14 protein-coding genes are annotated in these 20165 nt (G+C 54.3%); 7 read left to right on the top strand and 7 right to left on the bottom strand.

The genetic code is table 11. The features are described from left to right. Positions 1 to 161 precede the first annotated feature (161 nt). The 3 genes from HEQ60_RS05115 to HEQ60_RS05105 all read right to left on the bottom strand — a co-directional run bounded on the left by HEQ60_RS05115 (position 162) and on the right by HEQ60_RS05105 (position 5191). Positions 162 to 2351, bottom strand: a complete 2190-nt coding sequence (locus tag HEQ60_RS05115) for a flagellar hook-basal body complex protein (RefSeq protein WP_168070188.1) — start codon at positions 2349 to 2351, stop codon at positions 162 to 164. A 134-nt stretch (positions 2352 to 2485) separates the two neighbouring features. Beyond that, positions 2486 to 3598 (bottom strand): FlgD immunoglobulin-like domain containing protein, encoded by a 1113-nt coding sequence (locus tag HEQ60_RS05110; protein WP_168070186.1) that lies wholly within the window; start codon positions 3596 to 3598, stop codon positions 2486 to 2488. A 21-nt stretch (positions 3599 to 3619) separates the two neighbouring features. Continuing rightward, a complete protein-coding gene (locus tag HEQ60_RS05105; protein ID WP_168070184.1) occupies positions 3620 to 5191 on the bottom strand; it encodes a flagellar hook-length control protein FliK in 1572 nt (523 codons plus the stop codon). Positions 5192 to 5692: 501 nt separating this feature from the next. Here HEQ60_RS05105 and HEQ60_RS05100 point away from each other — a divergent pair. After that, positions 5693 to 5965 (top strand): HU family DNA-binding protein, encoded by a 273-nt coding sequence (locus tag HEQ60_RS05100; RefSeq protein WP_066135973.1) that lies wholly within the window; start codon positions 5693 to 5695, stop codon positions 5963 to 5965. Positions 5966 to 6059: 94 nt separating this feature from the next. On the opposite strand, the gene HEQ60_RS05095 is transcribed toward HEQ60_RS05100, so the two are convergent. Both HEQ60_RS05095 and HEQ60_RS05090 read right to left on the bottom strand, forming a co-directional pair. Then, on the bottom strand, positions 6060 to 6770 hold the full coding sequence (locus HEQ60_RS05095) for a response regulator (RefSeq protein ID WP_168070182.1): 711 nt from the start codon (positions 6768 to 6770) through the stop codon (positions 6060 to 6062). Positions 6771 to 6897: 127 nt separating this feature from the next. Beyond that, positions 6898 to 7419, bottom strand: a complete 522-nt coding sequence (locus tag HEQ60_RS05090; RefSeq protein ID WP_168070180.1) for an invasion associated locus B family protein — start codon at positions 7417 to 7419, stop codon at positions 6898 to 6900. 273 nt (positions 7420 to 7692) lie between these two features. Here HEQ60_RS05090 and HEQ60_RS05085 point away from each other — a divergent pair, with 273 nt between their 5' ends. From HEQ60_RS05085 to rpe, 4 genes are all read left to right on the top strand, one after another. Next, on the top strand, positions 7693 to 9810 hold the full coding sequence (locus HEQ60_RS05085) for a bifunctional diguanylate cyclase/phosphodiesterase (protein WP_168070178.1): 2118 nt from the start codon (positions 7693 to 7695) through the stop codon (positions 9808 to 9810). A gap of 302 nt (positions 9811 to 10112) precedes the next feature. Then, a complete protein-coding gene (gene tkt / locus HEQ60_RS05080; RefSeq protein WP_168070176.1) occupies positions 10113 to 12092 on the top strand; it encodes a transketolase in 1980 nt (659 codons plus the stop codon). 66 nt (positions 12093 to 12158) lie between these two features. After that, complete coding sequence (gene fba / locus HEQ60_RS05075) at positions 12159 to 13223, top strand: class II fructose-bisphosphate aldolase (RefSeq protein WP_168070174.1); 1065 nt, start codon at positions 12159 to 12161, stop codon at positions 13221 to 13223. A gap of 62 nt (positions 13224 to 13285) precedes the next feature. Further along, positions 13286 to 13933: a ribulose-phosphate 3-epimerase gene (rpe, locus tag HEQ60_RS05070; RefSeq protein WP_168070172.1), complete on the top strand. Its 648-nt coding sequence runs from the start codon at positions 13286 to 13288 to the stop codon at positions 13931 to 13933. A 57-nt stretch (positions 13934 to 13990) separates the two neighbouring features. Here the strand turns inward: rpe and hemA are convergent, their stop codons facing one another. Both hemA and HEQ60_RS05060 read right to left on the bottom strand, forming a co-directional pair. Then, on the bottom strand, positions 13991 to 15211 hold the full coding sequence (hemA, locus tag HEQ60_RS05065; protein ID WP_168070170.1) for a 5-aminolevulinate synthase: 1221 nt from the start codon (positions 15209 to 15211) through the stop codon (positions 13991 to 13993). Positions 15212 to 15315: 104 nt separating this feature from the next. Continuing rightward, complete coding sequence (locus tag HEQ60_RS05060) at positions 15316 to 16797, bottom strand: thioredoxin-like domain-containing protein (protein ID WP_168070168.1); 1482 nt, start codon at positions 16795 to 16797, stop codon at positions 15316 to 15318. 162 nt (positions 16798 to 16959) lie between these two features. Between HEQ60_RS05060 and HEQ60_RS10855 the strand changes: the two genes are divergently transcribed. Continuing rightward, positions 16960 to 17796 carry a universal stress protein gene (locus tag HEQ60_RS10855; protein ID WP_168070166.1) on the top strand — a complete coding sequence of 279 codons (837 nt, stop codon included), beginning with the start codon at positions 16960 to 16962 and terminating at the stop codon, positions 17794 to 17796. Positions 17797 to 18017: 221 nt separating this feature from the next. Beyond that, positions 18018 to 20153 (top strand): YgiQ family radical SAM protein, encoded by a 2136-nt coding sequence (locus HEQ60_RS05050; protein ID WP_168070164.1) that lies wholly within the window; start codon positions 18018 to 18020, stop codon positions 20151 to 20153. Positions 20154 to 20165 lie beyond the last annotated feature (12 nt).

Below are 20165 nucleotides of genomic sequence, written 5' to 3'. Positions count from 1 at the left end.
GACGGTGAACAACCGGTTAATACCGGGCAATTTTTGCCTGGTCTGATGGCTTTCCGGACAAGAGGAGACGGACAGTAAGGAAGCCCCGGGCTTGTGTATTCCGAAGCTCCCTTCACGTTATCAGTGTAAAAGATTTGCACACACAATATCAGCCGGGATCATCAGCGCTTGATATTGACCAGTTCATCTAGCATCTGGTCGGTTGTTGTGATGATCTTTGATGCCGCTGAATAGGCCCTTTGTGTCGTGATCATCGTGGTAAATTCTTCCCCCAGATCAACGGTTGAAGCCTCCAGCGATGCACCGGATACAATGCCGGCTGTCCCGCTTCCTGCTTCGCGCAGGGTTGGCAGGCCGGACTGGCTTGTTTCCTGGAACACGTTGCCGGTTTGGCTGTTCATACCATTCGGATTCACAAATGTGGCCAAGGGGATCATGAAGATGGGAATGGTGACCCCGTTATCAAAACGGGCTGTCACAACGCCATCTTCCCCGATTGTCAGGCCGGCAAAGTTACCGAATTTGTTACCGTTCTGGGCAACCTTGTTCAGCTGGTACGCCCCGGCTTTTTGCTGCATGGCTTCGTTGGGGCTGTTGTAGTTGCCCAGAAACAGGGCAATACCGGGGCTGCCACCTGTCAGCGGTGTTGACCCATCCATGTTCAGCGCCCCGTTGGCCCAGCCAACCCGAACCCGCAAGCGCGGATCAACGGCTGTTGTTTCATCAGACCCATGCAGTTCGTTGATCGTACCATCCCCATTGAACTTGACGGCGGGTGGTTCACCCCCGGTAGGCTTGATCCACGACATGCTGGGGCCAAGCGCTGGTACCGTAAAGACAGTGCTCTGGAGAACGGATTTCTGGCTGTTTATGTCCTCAAGGGCGGATGCATCAACAGAAATTTCCTGACCGGGTATGGCCGAGAACTGACGGAACATAATGCCGTTTTCCCCTGCCACCCGGATAGCCAAGTTGGCAGGAGGAGAGGGCGGAAACCGGCCAGAAGCATCATTCAACGAAGCGGAGGAGGCCGTATTGATCATTTTGCCAAGAATATCCAAGATCTGGCTCAATGATTTACCGGTGGTGTTTATGACGAACTCGTTGTTTGCCACGGTGCCGCCAGTGATGTCATTGTAGGCTCCCGTTACGAGATTTCCTGTGCCAGCGCCTATAGCTAGCGATGATTGGATTTGTGCGCCCACGCTGGTTACCCAGTTCCCTGGACCAAGACGGGTGCTGAAATACGATTGTGCTGTTTGTGCGATTTGGTTGGCAACGGCAGTAGAATTTGACAGTCCACTAACGTCAACTTCGGTTGCATTGCTGGCTGGTCCAGGATTGCGAACCGTGAATGTGATACCGCCAATTTGCAGTGTATCCCCATTAACAGGCAACGTTCCTCCAACGGTAGTTGTGTTGGCTGTTACGCCGTCATCACGGTATCCGCTGGTTGGATCTGCTGTGCTGAAGCGGAATGTGTAGTTGTTTCCGCCCAGAGCCATCGTCATGGTTTTGCCATCAGCGGGGATATTGCTGAAATCAATCCGCCCTGCAGCGAAGTACACGCGTTTTGCGTCTGTCTGGTCATCAAGGGTCAGGTATGTGGTTCCTGCCGGGGGCATGGCTTCGTAGTCCCACTGGTTTTGTCCCCGCTTGATCCATGAAAAGTTCAGGTTGTGGCTGTTTCCAAGGCTGTCAAAAATCGGGGCATTTGTCTTCTCGGTGGCGCCAACCAAGGCGCCGGATGGCAGGTTTGCTGCGATGGACAATATCGAGGTTGCCCGTGCGGTCCCCCCGATACTGCTGAGGTTCATAGGCTGCAGGTTGACATTATCAATGGCGTTGTCGTTCATATAGTACGTTTCGCCAAGATTGTTTTTATACGATTTCATATATGTATTGCCGTCTTTGACAACGGTGGCTGCACTTAATGATCCGTCCCAGTTTTCCAGGGGCCACCCTTGCAGATAGTACCCGCCAACGTTTTGCAGGTATCCGTCTTTATCGATCTTGAAGGAGCCGGCCCGGGAATACCCGAAGCCCGTGGAGTTCAGGGCCTGCTTTGACACGACAAAGAAGCCGGCACCGGATATGCCGACATCGGTTGAGGAGGTGGAGGATTGCAGAAGTCCCTGTATGTCAACACCAGTGCGGGGGCGCGACTGCACACCGCCGGCGCTGTAGGAGGTTGACGAGACCTGACGGGTCACAAAGGTGGCAAAGTTTGTCTTTGTCCCCTTGTATCCAATCGTGTTGATGTTTGTGACGTTGTCGGCAATTGCCCCCATGGCCGTAGACTGGGCGGACAGGCCGGACACACCGGCAAACAGGGCTCCGTACAGCGACATTGGTTGAACTCCTTGCTTTTTGCCCCGTCCCTTTTCGCCTCTGATCAGGACGGAAGATCACTTTTTTTGCTTCCTAGCCGCCCCGGGACGGATACTGTGTCCGCTCATGTGGGCAGTTTTTCTTTTTCCTGCATCTATATGCCTGCCGCTGCCAGGATGGCAGAAACCGGAATGGTTGATGTACCCATCACGACCATTGGTGTGCCGCCGGCATTGCTGACTGCGTTCACAGTTCCAAAAGTTGTGGTGGCAATATTCTCCAGCAAGGTTTCTCCTTGCTTGGCTGTGACCCGTACAGAGTAGGGGCCGTCTTCCAGAAGAACCCCCTCGTCATTGGAACCATCCCATTCCAAGGTATGGTTCCCACTTCCGGTACGACCGTCCAGGGTCCGGACAGTAAATCCGTCACCATCCACAATGCTGATCGTCGTGCTGTCCGTCATTGATGGCAATGTGTAACCAAACTTGGCCTTGCCATTCTGCAGGGTCAGCATATTGCTTCTGACCTCGACATTCTTGCCAACATAACCAAGGGCAGAATCCAGGGAGGCATTCTTGCCGTCCCATGTGGCAGAGATGGACAGGATCTTGGAAATCGGGACACCGGCCTTGTCCATGACCAGAAGTACTTCACCATCCTTGCTGGTGACGCCTGTGACCTTGCCAAAAGCCGTGGACCACGTTTCGACAGATCCCTTGTCGCTTGTGGCCGTGATGGCAAGGTTATAGGTTCCGTCGGGCAGTTGGTCTCCGTTGTCGTCCTTACCATCCCAGCGGAAGTCATGCATCCCGGCCGATGTTTCACCATTGAAGGAGCGGACAACGCGCCCGGTGGCGTCCTTGACCAGAATACCAACCTGTTTGGCCGCTTCCCGCAGGCCGTATGCAAACCGACCCTTTCCATCCTGAAGGGGAACCTGGTTGCTTTCTGCTTCCACGTAATTACCGATATAGCTGACAGCGGTTGCGGCCAGGCTGGCATTCTGCGCAGCGACCAGTTTGTCGAGTTTCTCGTTTTGTGACATTTGCTGTTCAACTTGTGCAAATTGAACCAGCTGCTGGGTAAATTCTGTTGAATCCATCGGCGACAGGGGGTCCTGATGCTTCAGCTGACTGGTCAGAAGCGTCAGGAATGTGTTCAGATCCTTGGCCAGCTTGTTCCGTGATACATTCTCTTTCCCACCATTCTCTTTGGTGAGCTGCTGGTAAAGAGCCTGATCATGGGCCGAAGCGCTTACCGATGGCATGGTCTCTCTCTCCGTCCAGATTTAGATGCGGACATCAACGCCACCGCGGGCTGCGGCTGCTGTTCTGCGCAGGCTTTCGATGTCCGGTGCTTCGGCCAAGTCATCGTCCAGGGTGTGACGGTGAGGGTCATAAGGGGTACCGGCCCCTTGGCGTCCGCCGTCATTCTGATCGGCTTGCCGTGGGTTTCCTTCACCACGCAGGGAGAAATTCAGGCTGCTGTTGTCTGTCTTCAGCCCCGATTCCTGCAGGACACGTTCCAGGTTGCGGGCATCTGCCTTGAGAAGGTCCAGCGCATCCCGGGTCTCCGCGACAACATGTGCGCTGACCCGTCCTTCATGGACTTCCAGACGTATATCAACTTTCCCCAGCGTTTCGGGGCGCAGCTGTATACGAATGGTATCACCGTTCATGGCACCCTTGGTTATCTTGAGTCGTATCTGCTCAACTGGGCTGGGATCGGGTGTCTTGGGTGTTTGTGTTGGTCTGAAGGTAGATGTAGTTCTGGATGCTTCACGCTGTTGCTGTGTTGTTGCGCCAGCGGCTTGTGCGGATGTTGCTTTTGAACCTGACGTAGCTTCGGCATTCTGCCCGGATGATGCGTCAAGGGTCGTGCGGAAGGAGGGTGTTGATGTACCGGTTGTTCCAGCTAGTACTGAACCGCCGTTCTGGAGGTTGTTCCCTTGCGGAAGGTGTTGTGTTGTCTTGCCATTCTGGCCGGTTCCATCGCTGTTGTTGCCATTCTGGCCGGTTGTTCCCTGATCTGATGCCTGTGATGCCAGTGTCCAGGATTCTCCCTTGGTGGACTGGCTGAAATCATGTCCTTGGTAGCGGGCTTGCCCATCGCGGGCTTCTGCCCGCACGGTTACTTTTATACCTCCCTCTACAGCATCTCCGACGGCAGCCTCGATACCCTCGGACTGCGCGATATTGGCTGTCCGGAGATCTTGTGGCCGTATCTGGTTCTGCTTTGCCTCTTTTTGATCGGTGGGTTCGGTTGCTGCCTGTAAATCAGCAACGGGATTTACCGGTCCTTGTCGTGCAGACCCATCAACAAAACTATTGCTTGTCTGCTGTGTCCCGTTCAGTTTGACATGTGCTCCTGCGTTTGCCACCAAGGACTCATCACCTTCTGATGTGGCAACCAAGGACATGGCCTGTATCTGCGAGACCAGCGGAACCAGCGATTCCGGAGCCCTGTCCTTACCTTCCGACCTGTCGGAAGAAGAGGACTCAGTCTCACTTCTGCTGGTGTTGTTTTTGCGCTCTGTATGTGCAGAGCCTGTTGAGACTCTTGCTTCGTCCCGTTCTCCTGCCGTCCGTCGTGGCTCTGTACGTTGACGTACGCTCCGCTGGGATGGTTCAGGCCGCTCGGCGCGTTCAATGGTGCGTGTTACGGAGTGGGCAGCCGTCAGGGTATCGGCAGATTGGATCAATTTCTCACGCAGGGCATCCGTGCCATCCGTCAATGTCCCCTTGGCGAGAAGAGCGGCGAAGTCCGGGGTCTCTCCATCAAGAGAAGGTGTGGCATCCGGGTTTGCCGGATTGCCTGACTGATTCGAAAGCGCTTTCGTTTTGACCGCTGACACATCCATTGTTGGCTATCCCTGACTCTGTTGTCCCATTTATCTGTTGTTCCGGGGCAGACAGGTGCTCCCGCCGCCAGTGCAGCAAATGGTGTGCCAGATCAGTTTTAGGCTGTTGCTTGGCGTTTCTGCATGTTTGCCTGGCCGGTATGGTTCGCCTTGGCGTACGATGCGGTAAATATTGCCGCCTGATGGGGTATCTCCTGCCGACCATTGAAGATACAGACTTTGGGCTTCCTGCAGGGCAAAACGCCATTTGTTCTTCGTATGTTCTGGTTTGGTGAGTGAACGCAAGGGGGATGTGATGAAAAAATAAACTGTCAAGGTAGGAAACATGTGCCTTTGGTAAGGGATTCTCTTGCGTCCGGGCGTGAAGCAGATGAAACTGCCGCCTCGACCAGGATGTTGGTTTCGGAGGGCATGGTTTCCCGAAGAGGCCTGCCCCACCAAGGGTCGGGGGATGGATTGCTATTTGCCATTCGTTGTCTGAACGCAAGGAGACCTTGAGTTATGAACAAGAGTGAACTCGTCGACGCCGTATCCAATGAAGCCGGCCTCAGCAAAACAGATGCTGCCCGTGCTGTTGATGCACTTTTTAATGCTGTGACCTCTGCCCTGAAAAAGGGTGATGAGGTGCGTCTGGTTGGTTTCGGGACCTTTGCCGTGTCCAAGCGTGCGGCCCGTACCGGCAAAAATCCGCGCACAGGCGAAGAGATCAAGATTGCTGCCAGCAAGCAGCCAAAGTTCCGGCCGGGAAAGGCCCTCAAGGATTCGATCGCCTGAGGAATCCTTGGCAGATTACTGCCAACAGAAGACCCTCCTGCTTTCTGTGGCAGGGGGGTTCTTTATGCTTTGATTTTGCTGTTGTGTCCCAGAATCAGGAGGGTACCTGTTCTGCTTCACGTCGTGCAGCATGGATGGCTTTTGCCCGGCTGCTGACGGCGTAGGCTTTTAGAATAGCTGTAATGTGTACCTTAACAGTCGATTCGGCAACGCAGAGAATCTCTGAAATCTCGCGATTGGAGTATCCCTCGATAACCAGCTCCAAGACCTCGGCTTGCCGTGGGGTCAGGGTTGTTGCCCTGCCTTGTTCCATGAGAGGTGCCGTTGTGGCAAAAGTGCCGTGACCCGGCTTGCTGTAGCCGGCAAGGGTCCTGCGTCCGTGTTCGGTAGAGAAGGAGGGCGTCCTGTATGCTGACAGCACCAAGGAAGGGACATAGGTGCCACCTGAAAGAATCAAGGTCAGGGCAGCCCTCATAACATCTTCCGGAAGGGACTTTGGCAGGTATCCGACGGCACCGACGCGCAAGGACCCAAGCGCAGTTTCAGGGCGCTCGTCCGCAGAAACAACAGCCACCGGGCTTGGTGCAGCATGGTTTATTGCCTGCTCCAGACTCCCGAGACCTGATGTGCCCGGCATTGTCAGATCCATCAAAATCAGGTCAATGTCAGGGTGGGCCCCGAGATGCCCGAGCAGCTCTGTCATGTCAGAAGCCTGAAGAACAGAAGCGGCACAATCAACTTTTTCCAAGGTTATGCTGAGTGCCTTGCGAACCAAGGGGTGATCATCTGCGACAAGGAATTTCATTCAGTGCTGCTTTTCCTCTGACAGAAAAAATATTGGATGTAGATCAGGTCTTGATCCCGCTGTATGGGGCGGTTGAAAAGATTCGTCAAGTAAGGTCTCTGCGTTTTATTACCTGTACACGGGTGTGTTATTGTTTTTTGTTTGGCATGGCATTGATTCCCGCCGTCAAACCATCAAGAGAGAGTTTTGCGCTGACTGTTTGCTGGTTGGGCAGCGTATAGGTCAGTACCATCTTTTTCCCGGCCTTCATTTTATCGACTGCTTCAGTGGTCAGCAGAACGTCTGTCATACAGCCATCGGGGATGCAGCGTGTATAGGGCAGATCGGCAGGATTCTTGTCATCAATGGTTACGCGCAGTGGAATAAGGAGGATAATTCCAAGTGGAGCGACGATCCGCATGGATAGATCAGGGGTGTTGCCCTGTGCGGTGATTTCTGCCACAAGGATGACTTTCTTGTCTTCATCAAGGGCTTTCTGGTGCAGGATGCACTGCTTTCCCTCTTCCCGTGTCAGGCAGTGCTGGGTCCAGGAACCGTATGCTTTCTCGGAAATTGGGTTCTTGGCATTTGCGTCTCCGGCGGAGGCTGGCGCTGCAAGATGGATCAGGGCACATGCAAGAATGCCCGTTCGAGTCAATTTTCTGTTCACGGCACGTTGCTTTCAAAAGAGCCCGTATACAAGGAACGGCATAGCAGGAGAGTGGGGGGTCTGGCAAGAAAAGTAGGTTTTATACGGCTGTGCTTGACGTCTTGTGGGCCGACAGGCATTCTCCGTGGCGAGAATTCCAAGGTGTAAGTAGTATAAGATTTATTGTTGTAGGATATATTTGACCTTGTTTTTGTGAAGGCATGAAGTGTGGTGCCAGAGGTGCGAAGGTGGACGGTGGGCAGTACTTCCTCGTCAGCCCGGACGGAGCAGATCGTGCAGTGTGCTGAGATAGAATGTCCGGATGCTTTCCTGGACTTTGTTGACCTGTTCTCCGAACCTGTGTTCGTGTGCAAGCAGGATGCGGTTGTTCGTTATAACCAAGCGGCCTTGCGTCTTTTTGGCGGAGCCTTGTATTTTGGGGTTCCTGTAGCCGATCTTCTGGGGAGGGCTGTGGGTGATCTTGGCCACGGTGCACTGTCTTTCCTTGTATCCCGGGGGCCGATTAATGTCGATGTTCATGGAGAGGAGGGAAAGCTGGGTGCAGAGCTTGAGGTTTATCCTCTTCCTGCCGGTTTTTCTGGTGCAGATGTTCCTTGTTTTCTGATTTGCCTGCGGGTCAGGTCGCGTCTCAAGGTTGTTGATGCGTCCTCTTCTCGTCCATCCAGGCTTGCGGCAATTCTTGATGCCGTTGTTGATGGGATTTTGGTTGTTGATCCAAAGGGGATAGTGGTTTCTGCCAATCGTGCGGCCTTGTTGCTGTTCAATCGGCACTCCGATGAAATGCAGGGGCTGGGCATTTGCGCAATGATCCCCCAGTTTGCCGGAGGGCGTTGGGCATCCTGTGTGAACGCATCCTGGCTTGTCGGGCGAAGTCAGGAGATGTCAGGGCGTCACCGTGACGGCACATTGTTTCCTCTGGAAGTCACGGTAACCCACCTTGATGAAGGGGAGGGGCCGATGTTCGCGGTTGTCCTGCGGGACATCACAGACCGTTGCCGCTCGGAGCAAGCGGAGCTGCGCTATATGGAAGCTCTTGAGCGCCAAATCGAGATGCGTACGGGAGAGCTGCAGAAGCTTCACCGGCGCACCGAAGGAATTTTGAACTCTGCCAGTGATGCCATCATGGGCATCGATATCAATGGACGTATAACCTTTGCCAATCCGGTTGCGGGTGCCCTGCTGGGATATCCTCCACAGTCCCTTCCGGGAAAGCTGGCCGATGATGTTTTTATCCATGGTGACGGAGTCCGTTCCGGGCGCAGTGTGTTGGTTCGTGCGGCTCTGCGGCGAAGGCTGTTTCATGAACGGATGGAACTTACCCTCTGCAAGCGGGATGGGTCTTTCTTTGTTGCCGAATATTCATCGCGTCCTCTTGAGGACGATACGGGCATGATTGGCGCTGTGGTTGTCCTGCGTGATATCACAGGGCGCAGGATTGCCGAAGAGCGTCTGGGTGTTGCAGCCAAGGTTTTGGAAACAACGGCTGAGGCTATATTCGTGTGTGATTTGCAGGGGCGAATCCTTGTTGCAAATCCGGCTGCGGTGTCCCTGTCCGGTTTGTCGGGCCATGCGCCTGTTGGTATGTCGGTAACCGATATCGTGTTTGGTGGTGACAGTCGTGGTTGGCCGTCGCTCCTGGATGGTATGCAGGCACAGGAGGGTCACTGTCGTCGTGAAATGTGGTCTGTTCGCTGTAGTGGGGAGCGTTTTGCCCTGCGCCTGACTGCTTCAGCGTTACGTTTGGCTGATGGACAGCTGCATCGTGTGGTCTTGGTTGCCAACGATATTACCCAGCGCAAGCAGGATGAAGAGAAGATTCAGTATCAAGCCAACTACGATGTTCTTACGGCCTTGCCCAACCGGAATCTGTTCAATGATCGCCTGGAGCATATGCTGCGTGTGATCAGCCGTACGGAAGGCGCTATTGCCCTGATGTTTCTTGATCTGGACGGTTTCAAGTGCGTCAACGATGATTTCGGGCATGAGGTTGGCGATATTCTCCTTCAGGAAGTTGCCCGTCGCCTTGTCTCGTGCGTCAGGGACAGTGACACCGTGGCTCGCTTTGGCGGGGATGAATTTACAATTATTCTGGGGGTTGTTGATGGATGCGAGGGCGCTGCCCACGTTGCCCGTCGCATTTTACAGGTTCTTGCTGCTCCCTACAGTTTGTTGTGCGGGCAACAAAGCATCCGGATACAGGATATCTCGGCTTCGATAGGTATTGTTATTCTGTCTGGTTGTGTGAGTGAGGATTCCTGTCATTTGCTCCGGAAGGCGGATGCAGCCATGTATCATGCAAAACAGTCTGGCAAGAATGGCTTTGCATTCTGGGATGAGGTGACAGGGGAGGCAACCTGTGCCCATACGGTACTTGGCTGTAGGGGTGCGTAGTACGCGGGTTCCCAAGCGTTGGAAAAGGCAGTCTTGCTCGTATAGAAAACGATATCTGTCTGTTTGCCAGACGTGGTATTGAGTGTCTGTTTTTGCTGCGCGGTGATCGTACCAGTGCCGCGTGGTCCATGTGGAGGGACGTGTTGCAGGTCTTTTTGCCGGGGAATGCCTTGTTTATACGTGGGTTTTAAGGTCACGTCCCTGCTCCTTTGGTTCAGGTGGGCTTTCATTCTGTTTGGCAGGTTATCTTCGTTGCGTCTTTCCGGTAAGCCTTGGTGAATTTTGACCGGAGTCCGAGAGTCATGAGTACCCCTGACCATGCTGAGATGGCCAACGCAATCCGTTTTCTGGCTGCAGATGCGGTTCAGAAGGCCAGTTCCGGGCACCCGGGCATGCCAATGGGAATGGCCGATGTCGCGACTGTTCTTTTTACCCGATTCCTGAAATTTGACAGCTCCGCCCCCCGTTGGGCTGACAGGGATCGTTTTATCCTTTCGGCAGGTCATGGCTCGATGCTGCTGTACAGTCTTGGCTATTTGCTGGGCTATGAAGATGTCACTCTGGATCAGGTAAAGGCATTCCGTCAGTTTGGTGCGATCACGGCAGGGCACCCGGAATACGGCCATGTGTCTCTGGCAGAAACAACGACCGGCCCCTTGGGGCAGGGGATTGCCAATGCCGTGGGTTTCGCCTTGGCTGAAAAAATGATGGCTGCACGCCATGGCCGGGATGTGGTTGATCACTGGACCTATGTGATTGCAGGCGATGGATGCCTTATGGAAGGCTTGTCGCAGGAAGCCATCACCATGGCTGGGCATTGGAAGCTCAAACGATTGGTTGTGCTGTGGGATGATAATGCCATCAGCATTGATGGGCAGGTGTCTCTGGCAACCTCAGAAGATCAGCACGCCCGGTTCCGTGCATCAGGTTGGAATACGGTCGCCGTTGATGGTCATGATCCGGAAGCCGTTTCTGCTGCGATTGAGGGAGCGAAGAAATCCGATCGTCCGACCCTGATTGCCTGCAAGACGGTTATAGGGTTTGGTGCTCCGACCTTGGCAGGATCAGAAAAAACCCATGGGGCTCCCTTGGGGGATGTTGAGCTTGCGGGTACCCGTGCCAAACTGGGCTGGAATTGTGATGCTTTCGATATTCCTGCTCCTGTCCTGTCAGCTTGGCGTAAAGCCGGTCAGCGTGGCAGGGTAGAGCGCCAGGCTTGGGATGATCGTGTTTCTTCCTTGCCTGATGAGCGTCGGGACGCATTTCTTGCTGCTCTTTCAGGGGCATTGCCAGATGGTTGGGAACAAGGCCTGATAGATCTGAAAACCAAGGCGGTTGCAGAGAAGACACAGGTTGCAACCCGCAAAGCCAGTCAGATGGCGCTGGACGCAATCGCACCGTTTGTATCGTCCCTGGTTGGGGGATCTGCTGATCTGACACACTCCAATCTTACCCTGGCGAAGGGGATGATGTCGGTTCTCCCCGATGACGCCTCTGGCAACTATATTCACTATGGTGTCCGGGAACATGGCATGGCAGCGGTTATGAATGGCCTTGCCCTGCACGGTGGCTTTATTCCCTATGGCGGGACCTTCCTGGTTTTTGCGGATTATGCGCGTCCTGCGATCCGCATGGCAGCCTTGATGGGAATCCGGGTTGTCTATGTCATGACGCATGATTCCATCGGGCTGGGTGAAGATGGCCCGACTCATCAACCGGTGGAGCATCTGGTGTCCTTGCGTGCGATGCCCAATCTTTTGGTGTTCCGCCCTGCTGATATTGTTGAGACGGCAGAGTGTTGGCAGCTGGCTTTGGAAACGACAACCGGGCCAAGCCTTCTGGCATTGTCGCGTCAGAACCTTCCGTGTTTGCGTGACAGGGCCGATGAAAATCAGTCAGCGCGTGGCGCTTATGTTCTTGCCGAGGCAGCTGATGGGGTTCGTGACGTTACCCTGCTGGCTACGGGCTCGGAAGTTGAGATTGCCATGAGTGCACGGGAAAGTCTGGCTGGTCGTGGTGTTCGGGCTGCCGTTGTATCAATGCCCTGCCAAGAATTGTTTGATGCCCAGACAGTGGAGTATCGTCGCTCTGTGCTGGGTGATGCTCCGCGCGTTGCTGTTGAAGCGGCAGCGACCTTGGGGTGGGAGCGTTATGTCGGGCTGGATGGCGCAATTGTCGGCATGAAGTCCTTTGGGGCGTCGGCACCGGCCGCGGATCTTTACCGTCACTTCGGTATTACAGCCGAGGCCGTTGCAGCAGCAGCCCTGCGTGTGGTGGCCTGATCGTATTGGTGAATCGTGCTTTGTCGGTGCGGGTCACATAAACTGTTTATTAGAGGAGAGAGCTGAATGGCTTCCGTTACACTCCGCCAGCTTCTGGACCATGCAGCCGAATATTCTTATGGGATGCCAGCCTTCAATGTGAATAACCTTGAACAGGTTCTGGCCATCATGAAGGCTGCCGACAGAACCGATTCACCCGTTATTCTGCAGGCCAGTCGCGGTGCCCGCAAATATGCGGGCGATGTCATGATCAAGCACATGATCCTGGCCGTGACCGAGATGTACCCCCACATACCGGTCTGTATGCATCAGGATCATGGTAACAGCCCTGCAACGTGTATGTCAGCGGTGATGAGTGGTTTTACGTCGGTCATGATGGATGGATCGCTGGAAAGCGACGGTAAGACCCCCGCAAGTTATGACTATAATGTGCGTGTGACTAGGGCCGTTGCGGAGATGGCGCATATGGTCGGTGTTTCTGTCGAGGGTGAGCTGGGCTGTCTGGGCTCGCTGGAGACGGGGAAGGGGGACAAGGAAGACGGACATGGGTTCGAAGGTACGCTTGATCATTCTCAGCTTCTGACAGACCCGGATCAGGCTGCAGATTTTGTTGCGAAGACAGGCGTTGATGCATTGGCTGTGGCCATTGGCACCAGTCATGGGGCCTATAAGTTCAGTCGCAAACCTACGGGCGATATCTTGGCCATGAATGTCATCAAGGCAATCCATGCCAAGCTTCCCCGGACTCATCTGGTTATGCACGGTGCTTCTTCTGTTCCGCAGGAATTGCAGGATATTATCAACGCTTATGGCGGTGATATGCCGCAGACCTTTGGTGTTCCTCTGGAAGAAATCGAGCAGGGGATCAAGTATGGTGTCCGCAAGATCAACATTGATACCGACAATCGTATGGCGATTACCGGGGCTATTCGCAAGGTGTTTGCGGAGAACCGGGCAGAGTTTGATCCACGCAGTTACATGAAACCAGCCATGGATGCCATGGAGAAGGTGTGTGTCAATCGGTTTGAACGCTTCGGGGCGGCCGGGCATGCGTCGCGAATCAAGGTCATTCCGTTGGCTGACATGGCCAGGCGCTATGCAGAAGCGGGTGCCTTGACCAAGGTTGCCTGATAGCTGGTGGTTATAAGAAGCGATTTTACCCTCTGGATTGATGTGTGAAAGGGTTGGCCTTCATGGCTGTCAAGATTGCCCCTAGTATCCTGTCTGCTGATTTTGCTTGCCTTGGTGAGGAGGTGCGTGCCATTGATGCGGCGGGGGCGGATTATATCCATATTGATGTCATGGATGGCCACTTTGTTCCCAACATCACAATTGGTCCTGCTGTGGTAAGGGCTCTGCGGCCGCATACCACCAAGGCTTTTGATGTGCATCTTATGATTGATCCGGTTGATCCGTATATAGAGGCTTTTGCAGCTGCCGGGGCCGATATTATCACCGTGCATGCTGAGGTTGGTGGGCATTTGGACCGGACTTTGCAGCTGATCCGTTCCCTCGGCAAGAAAGCGGGGATCTCACTCAATCCCGCAACACCAGAGTCTGTCCTGGATTATATCCTTGATCGTCTGGATCTGATTTTGGTGATGTCCGTCAATCCTGGTTTTGGGGGGCAGGCATTTATTCCGTCACAGATGGAGAAAATTCGCCGTATCCGCGCGAAGATCGGGTCCCGCCCGATTGAGCTGGAAGTTGACGGTGGTATAACGTCAGCTGTGGCGCTGGAATGCATTGAGGCCGGGGCTGATGTTCTGGTCGCTGGGAACGCCGTCTTTTCAGGTGGTTCCGGTCAGTACGCGGCCAATATCCGGGCCTTGAGGGCATAGACCCTGTATCATGACAGAAGGGTAGAGATAGAATCACACCCTTCTGTCCGTTGTGGGCTAGGCTGCCGCCGCCTTGGCTTTTATGCCTAGGCGTTCCCAAACTTGGACAAGGGCGTGGCACAGGTGATCGATGTGCTCATCCGTGTGGCGGGGTGTTGGCGTGAAGCGCAGTCTTTCCGTACCTTTGGGGACAGTTGGATAGTTGATGGGCTGCACATAGATCCCGTGTTTCTCGAGAAGTTCATCGCTTGCCTGTTTGCAAAGCGCGGGATCACCAACCATGACAGGCACGATGTGACTTTCCGAAGCCATAACCGGTATGCCCAATGACTGCAGGCGTTGCTTGAGTGTTCTGGCCCGCTCCTGATGGCATTCGCGGATGGTATTGTGTGTCCGCAGCCAGCGAATGCTGGCCAAGGCTCCTGCTGCAACAGCTGGGGGCAACGATGTTGTAAAAATGAAGCCGGCCCCAAAACTACGAACGAAGTCAACAATGTGTGACTTGGCCGTAATATACCCCCCTATGGTTCCTACGGCTTTCCCCATGGTGGCCTGTATGATATCGACCCTGTCACGAACGCCGTCGCGCTCTGCAACGCCTGATCCTTGTTCCCCGTACATTCCGACGGCATGGACTTCGTCCAGGAATGTCATGGCGTTATGATGCTCGGCCACATCTATGATTTTCTCGAGTGGGGCAATGTCGCCGTCCATGGAATACACGGACTCGAAAATAACTAGTTTGGGTGTGGTGCGGTCGTGCTGGGACAGCTGGCGATGCAGATCATCGTAATCGTTATGCTTCCAGATATGCTTCGGTGCGCGGGAATGCCGTATTCCCTCGATCATTGAATTGTGATTGTCCGAATCGGAGAACAGAACCATGCCCGGAATTTGCGATCCCAAGGTCATCAGGGTGGTCATGTTGGCAATATAGCCAGATGTGAACAGCAGGGCGGCTTCCTTGTTATGCCAGTCGGCCAGCTCTTGTTCCAGAAGCACGTGGTAGTGGTTTGTACCGGATATGTTGCGTGTGCCCCCGGCGCCACCTCCGCAGCGGTCGATGGCATCCTTCATGGCCTCGCGCACCATCGGGCTGACCCCCATGGCCAGATAGTCATTGCTGCACCAGATGGTAATGTCCTGCACGGCTCCGTTACGGTGGCTCCGGGCTTTGGGGAAGGCGTCGACATAACGCTCCAGGTCGGCAAAAATCCGATAATTGCCGGATGAACGCAAACCATCCAGGCGGGACCTGAAGTAATCGTCGTAATTCATTCTCAATAATCCTCCGCCCGGACGACGCGGGCCAGCTTTCGGGCAAACAAGACCTGTTTATCACGCCTGTATTGCTTTGGGGCAAGGCAGAACAACAGCTTTGCTTACGAATACCACGATATCATCGTATTGTTGTGGCGATGAATTTCCAAAATTCTGTGATTGTTGGTGTCGCTGACCAGCAACCTGGACTTCCCGTCACACCATATCCCAGCCGGTTCTCCCAAGGGTTGGCACAGCATGTCGGGGCATTCCAGCTTACTGTGATCAAGTGTTGTCACGACCTGAGTGGCCGTATTGATCATACGAATACAGCTGTTGTAGCTGTCGGCAACGTACATGGTCTCCCCATGGCCGCAGAGGCCCAATGGGTGTTGCAGGAGAGCTTGTTTTCCAGGCCCGTCTTGTAAGCCAAAGTCAAACAACCCTTGCCCCGCAAGGGTTTCAACTGTATTCCGCGCAACAGCAAGACGCCGTATGGATGACGTTTCACTGTCGGCGAAATACAGTGCCTCTTCCTCTTCTCTCCAATATAATCCGCTTGGTTGGGCCAGAAGCGCGTGCCTTGCGGCTCCATCCAGTAGATCCTCACCCCCGCTTCCTGCCACCTGACGGATCATCATGCGATCAAGGTCCAGGGCCAGGATTTGATGCGTGCCTGCGTTGGCAATCCACAGGGTTTGGTCGTGGATCTCCAGATCCCAAGGAGACGCCAGCGCCTTATGTGGTGCTTCATGGGTGCCAAGGATCGGTGTGCCGCGTTGCCTATTCCCGCCCAAGGTTGAAACATGCCCGCTTTTGAGATCGATACGGCGAACAGAATGATTTCCTGTATCTGCAACAAAGATATCAGTTTTTGTGCAGACAAGACCCTGAGGGCTGTTGAAACGGCATTCTTCCTTGTCTCCGTCCCGGTATCCCGGCTTGCCATTTCCGACCTGGAGCAGCAGTATTCCAGAATCATCCAGAACACTGATGCGGTGATGACCGGAATCAGCAACGGCCCATGCCGGGGTGCCAACGGCACGCGTACTGTCCGGGATTGGTTTGATCTTGCCGGGAAAGCGCAGATTTCCGCTGTGCTCCAATGGCGTCGAGAGATGTAGTTTTGCTTCTGTCCCTTTCTGGCCTTGTTGGTGTATCTCCGCAACAATGTCCCGTATGGCACTTTCCAGGCGTACAGGATCAGGCTCTCCTTCCAGGCGTCCGATGATTTTTCCGTCAGGGCCAATGAATATCAGTGTTGGCCATGCCCTGACGGCATACTGATTCCACAGGATATGGTGGGGATCATGAAGCACAGGATGTGTCAGATCATAACGCTGTACGGCACTGCGTACGGCATTCACATTTTCCTCGGCCATAAATTTGGGAGAGTGGACGCCAATGACAACAACATCATCGGGAAATGCATTTTCAATTCTTTTGAGCGTTGGCATAACCTGAATGCAATTGATGCAACAAAAGGTCCAGAAATCCAGAATGACCAGACGCCCCCTGAGATCTGACAGATGCAGAGGCGACGGAGTATTAATCCAGACAAGGTCTTTGCCCTTCAGCTCAGGTGCATGGACGGGGCCGTACATGATTCCGGATACCTCGCGATGTATGGGACAAGATGGCAGATAAGTCAGGTGATTTCGGTCTGTGTTGTACGAACGGGGGTTGAGGAATGCGTACATCCGGGTATGATGCCACAGACAGGTTTGTGTACCTGATATAACCCGGGACTATGCAGGAGATTGTGCGTGTCATTCAAAGATATTCTCGTGATTGCAGATACGACACCCGGGTTTGCGCTGCGTCTGGATGTTGCCCTGAAGCTGGCTGCGCGTTTTGATGCTCATGTTACGGCGCTTTTTGTGCGTCAGACCCCTTCTTTCCCGCCTTTTATCGAAGGGCAGGTTGCTGCTGATTTTCTGGAAGCCGTAGATGCCTGTTCTGTTGCCGCGCAAGGGGAGGCCAAAGCTGTTTTCGATGAAAAGGCGTCCCGTTATGCCAAGGCATGTTGGAAACAGCTGGAAGGTGATTTGGTCGACGAGGCTGTTCATCATGCCATGCACGCTGATTTGACTGTCGTTGGGCAATATAACCCCGATGATCCGGCAACAGATGCACAACGGAACCTGTGTGACCTTCTGCTTCTGGATTCCGGTGCGCCTGTTCTGGTCCTTCCGGGGTCGGCGCAGGTTGATACGCTTGGTGAGCAGATTGTTGTAGGCTGGAACTCCAGCCGGGAGTCTTGTCGCGCCGTTCATGACGCGATGCCTCTGCTGAAGGCTGCGCAGCGTGTCGAAGTTATTGCGGTGGACGATACACGTCATGATGAGAAAATCCGCCAGGATGATGCACAGCTTACCATCATGCCCAATCTTTCCCATCATGGTGTGAAAGCCGAAGGAAAAGTGGTTGGGGATGTATGCTATGATATTGGGCAGACCTTGCTGCAGTGTGCCCAGTCCGCCAACGCAGATTTGATCGTGACCGGAGCTTGGGGGCGTTCGCGTCTGCGCGAAATGGTTCTGGGTGGCGTGACCAGCCATTTGTTGCGTCATGCCGGAATTCCTATCCTGATGTCCCACTAGGATTGTGGTGCCGGATTCGTGCAGGCCGGTGTTCTAGAAGATGATTCGTGGGCTTTGAATAGCGCCATGGTTGCTGTCGGGTGCCTTATAAAAAGGGCATCCGGCGGTTTTGGGTTCCGTAAGGCAGGGTCTTTCCTTGACCCTGCCGTGCTCTCGCGTATTGTCCGCACCCGGGCCGGAAACTCCCTGTTCCGGGCGTTTTCGTGTTGTCAGGAGAAAGTATGGACAGCGCCAAGGCAATAACATCGTATCGAAAGCACTGGGCCAGCCGGTTTGGGACAGCGTCGTTTCTTCCGACAAGTCGTGCCGAAATGGATGCGCTGGGTTGGGACAGTTGCGATATCATCCTTGTGACCGGGGATGCTTATGTCGATCACCCCAGTTTCGGGATGGCGGTCATCGGGCGCACGTGGGAAGATCAAGGTTTTCGTGTTGGTATTATTGCCCAGCCGGACTGGACAAACCCGGATGCTTTCAGGGCTCTGGGTCGTCCCAACCTGTTTTTCGGGGTGACGGCCGGCAATATGGATTCGATGGTCAATCACTATACCTCGGACCGCCGCATCCGTCATAATGACAGCTATACGCCCAATGATGAGGGTGGGAAGCGTCCTGACCGGGCTGTGATCGTCTATTCACAGCGTTGCCGCGAAGCATGGCGGGACGTGCCGATCGTTATTGGCGGTATAGAAGCTTCGCTTCGCCGGATTGCCCATTATGATTATTGGTCAGACAAGGTGCGCCGGTCCGTTCTGATGGACAGCAAGGCTGATATCTTGTGCTATGGCAATGCCGAACGTGCCATTGTAGAGATTGCCCATCGTGCTGCCCGGGGTCAGCATCCGCGCACCATGACGGATATAAGGGGCGTTGCCGTTGTGCGTGACTCTGTCCCCGGGGACTGGGTTATATTGGATGCCAGTACGATTGATTGCGCCAGCCATCATGTGGGAGAGGAGGCGGAAGTTGCTGCAGGCGAGAGTGCCCTGCGTCGGGTGAATACGGCTGATCATCCTGCTGAGAGAACGGTTGTCCGTCTTCCTTCGTTTGAATCTGTTGCGGATGACAAGGTGCTGTATGGTCACGCTTCGCGTATCCTGCATCTTGAAAGCAATCCTGGTAACGCCCGGGCTCTGGTCCAGCGTCATGGTGACAAGGAGGTATGGCTGACACCCCCGCCTATTCCCCTGACAACGGCGGAAATGGATCATGTGTTTGGCTTGCCTTATGCCCGTGCCCCTCATCCGTCGTACGGTGATGCACGGATACCTGCCTGGGAGATGATCCGGTTCTCGGTCAATATTATGCGGGGATGTTTTGGTGGGTGTTCTTTTTGCTCTATTACGGAACACGAAGGCCGCATTATCCAAAGCCGTTCCGAGGCATCGGTCCTGAAAGAAATTGAATTAATCCGCGACAAGACCAAGGGCTTTACCGGTGTTATCTCCGATCTGGGTGGCCCTACGGCAAATATGTATCGTCTGGCCTGCAAGGATCAGGCTATCCAGGATGTGTGCCGTCGGCCATCCTGTGTGTATCCATCTATTTGCAGCAACCTGAATACAGATCACAGCAGTCTTGTTCAGTTGTATCGCAAGGCCAGGGATATTGACGGGATCAAGAAAATCCTGATTGCGTCCGGTTTACGCTATGACCTTGCAGTCCGAAGCCCGGAATATGTGCGGGAACTTACCACGCATCATGTGGGCGGTTATCTGAAGATTGCGCCTGAGCATACCGAAGAAGGCCCCCTGTCCAAGATGATGAAGCCCGGGATTGGGACCTACGAAGCGTTTCGTACCCTGTTCGAGAAATACTCCCGCGAGGCCGGGAAAGAGCAGTACCTCATCCCCTATTTTATTGCAGCTCATCCCGGTACAACAGATGAGGACATGATGAATCTGGCACTTTGGTTGAAGCGCAATGGCTTCAGGGCGGATCAGGTTCAGGCTTTTCTTCCGTCCCCTATGTCGCTGGCTGCAGCCATGTATCGCAGCGAGCGTAATCCGCTCAAGCCCGTCAAGCGTGACGGGGGGGACATTGTGTATACGCCCCGGGGCTTGAGGCAGCGCCGTCTGCACAAGGCATTCCTGCGTTACCATGACCCGGAAAATTGGCCTATGCTGCGCGAGGCGTTACAGCGTATGGGGCGTGCGGATCTTATCGGGAATGGGAAGAAGCATCTTGTTCCGTCTTGGCAGCCTGCGGGGACCGGAGGACAGGGCGGGGAGGGAAAGCGTACCGGGCGTAAACACGGTACGCAGTCATTCTTTACCACGAACGCCGGCCAGGGGCGTCGTTCTGTGAACGCTTCCAGGACAGGAAGGGCGAGGGCACGCCACATTCCTTCCACCTGATACCAAATCCCG

The sequence above is a fragment of the Haematospirillum sp. H1815 genome (assembly GCF_012102705.1).
GTDB lineage: Bacteria > Pseudomonadota > Alphaproteobacteria > Rhodospirillales > Rhodospirillaceae > Haematospirillum.
This window is presented reverse-complemented; position numbering and strand designations above follow the sequence as displayed.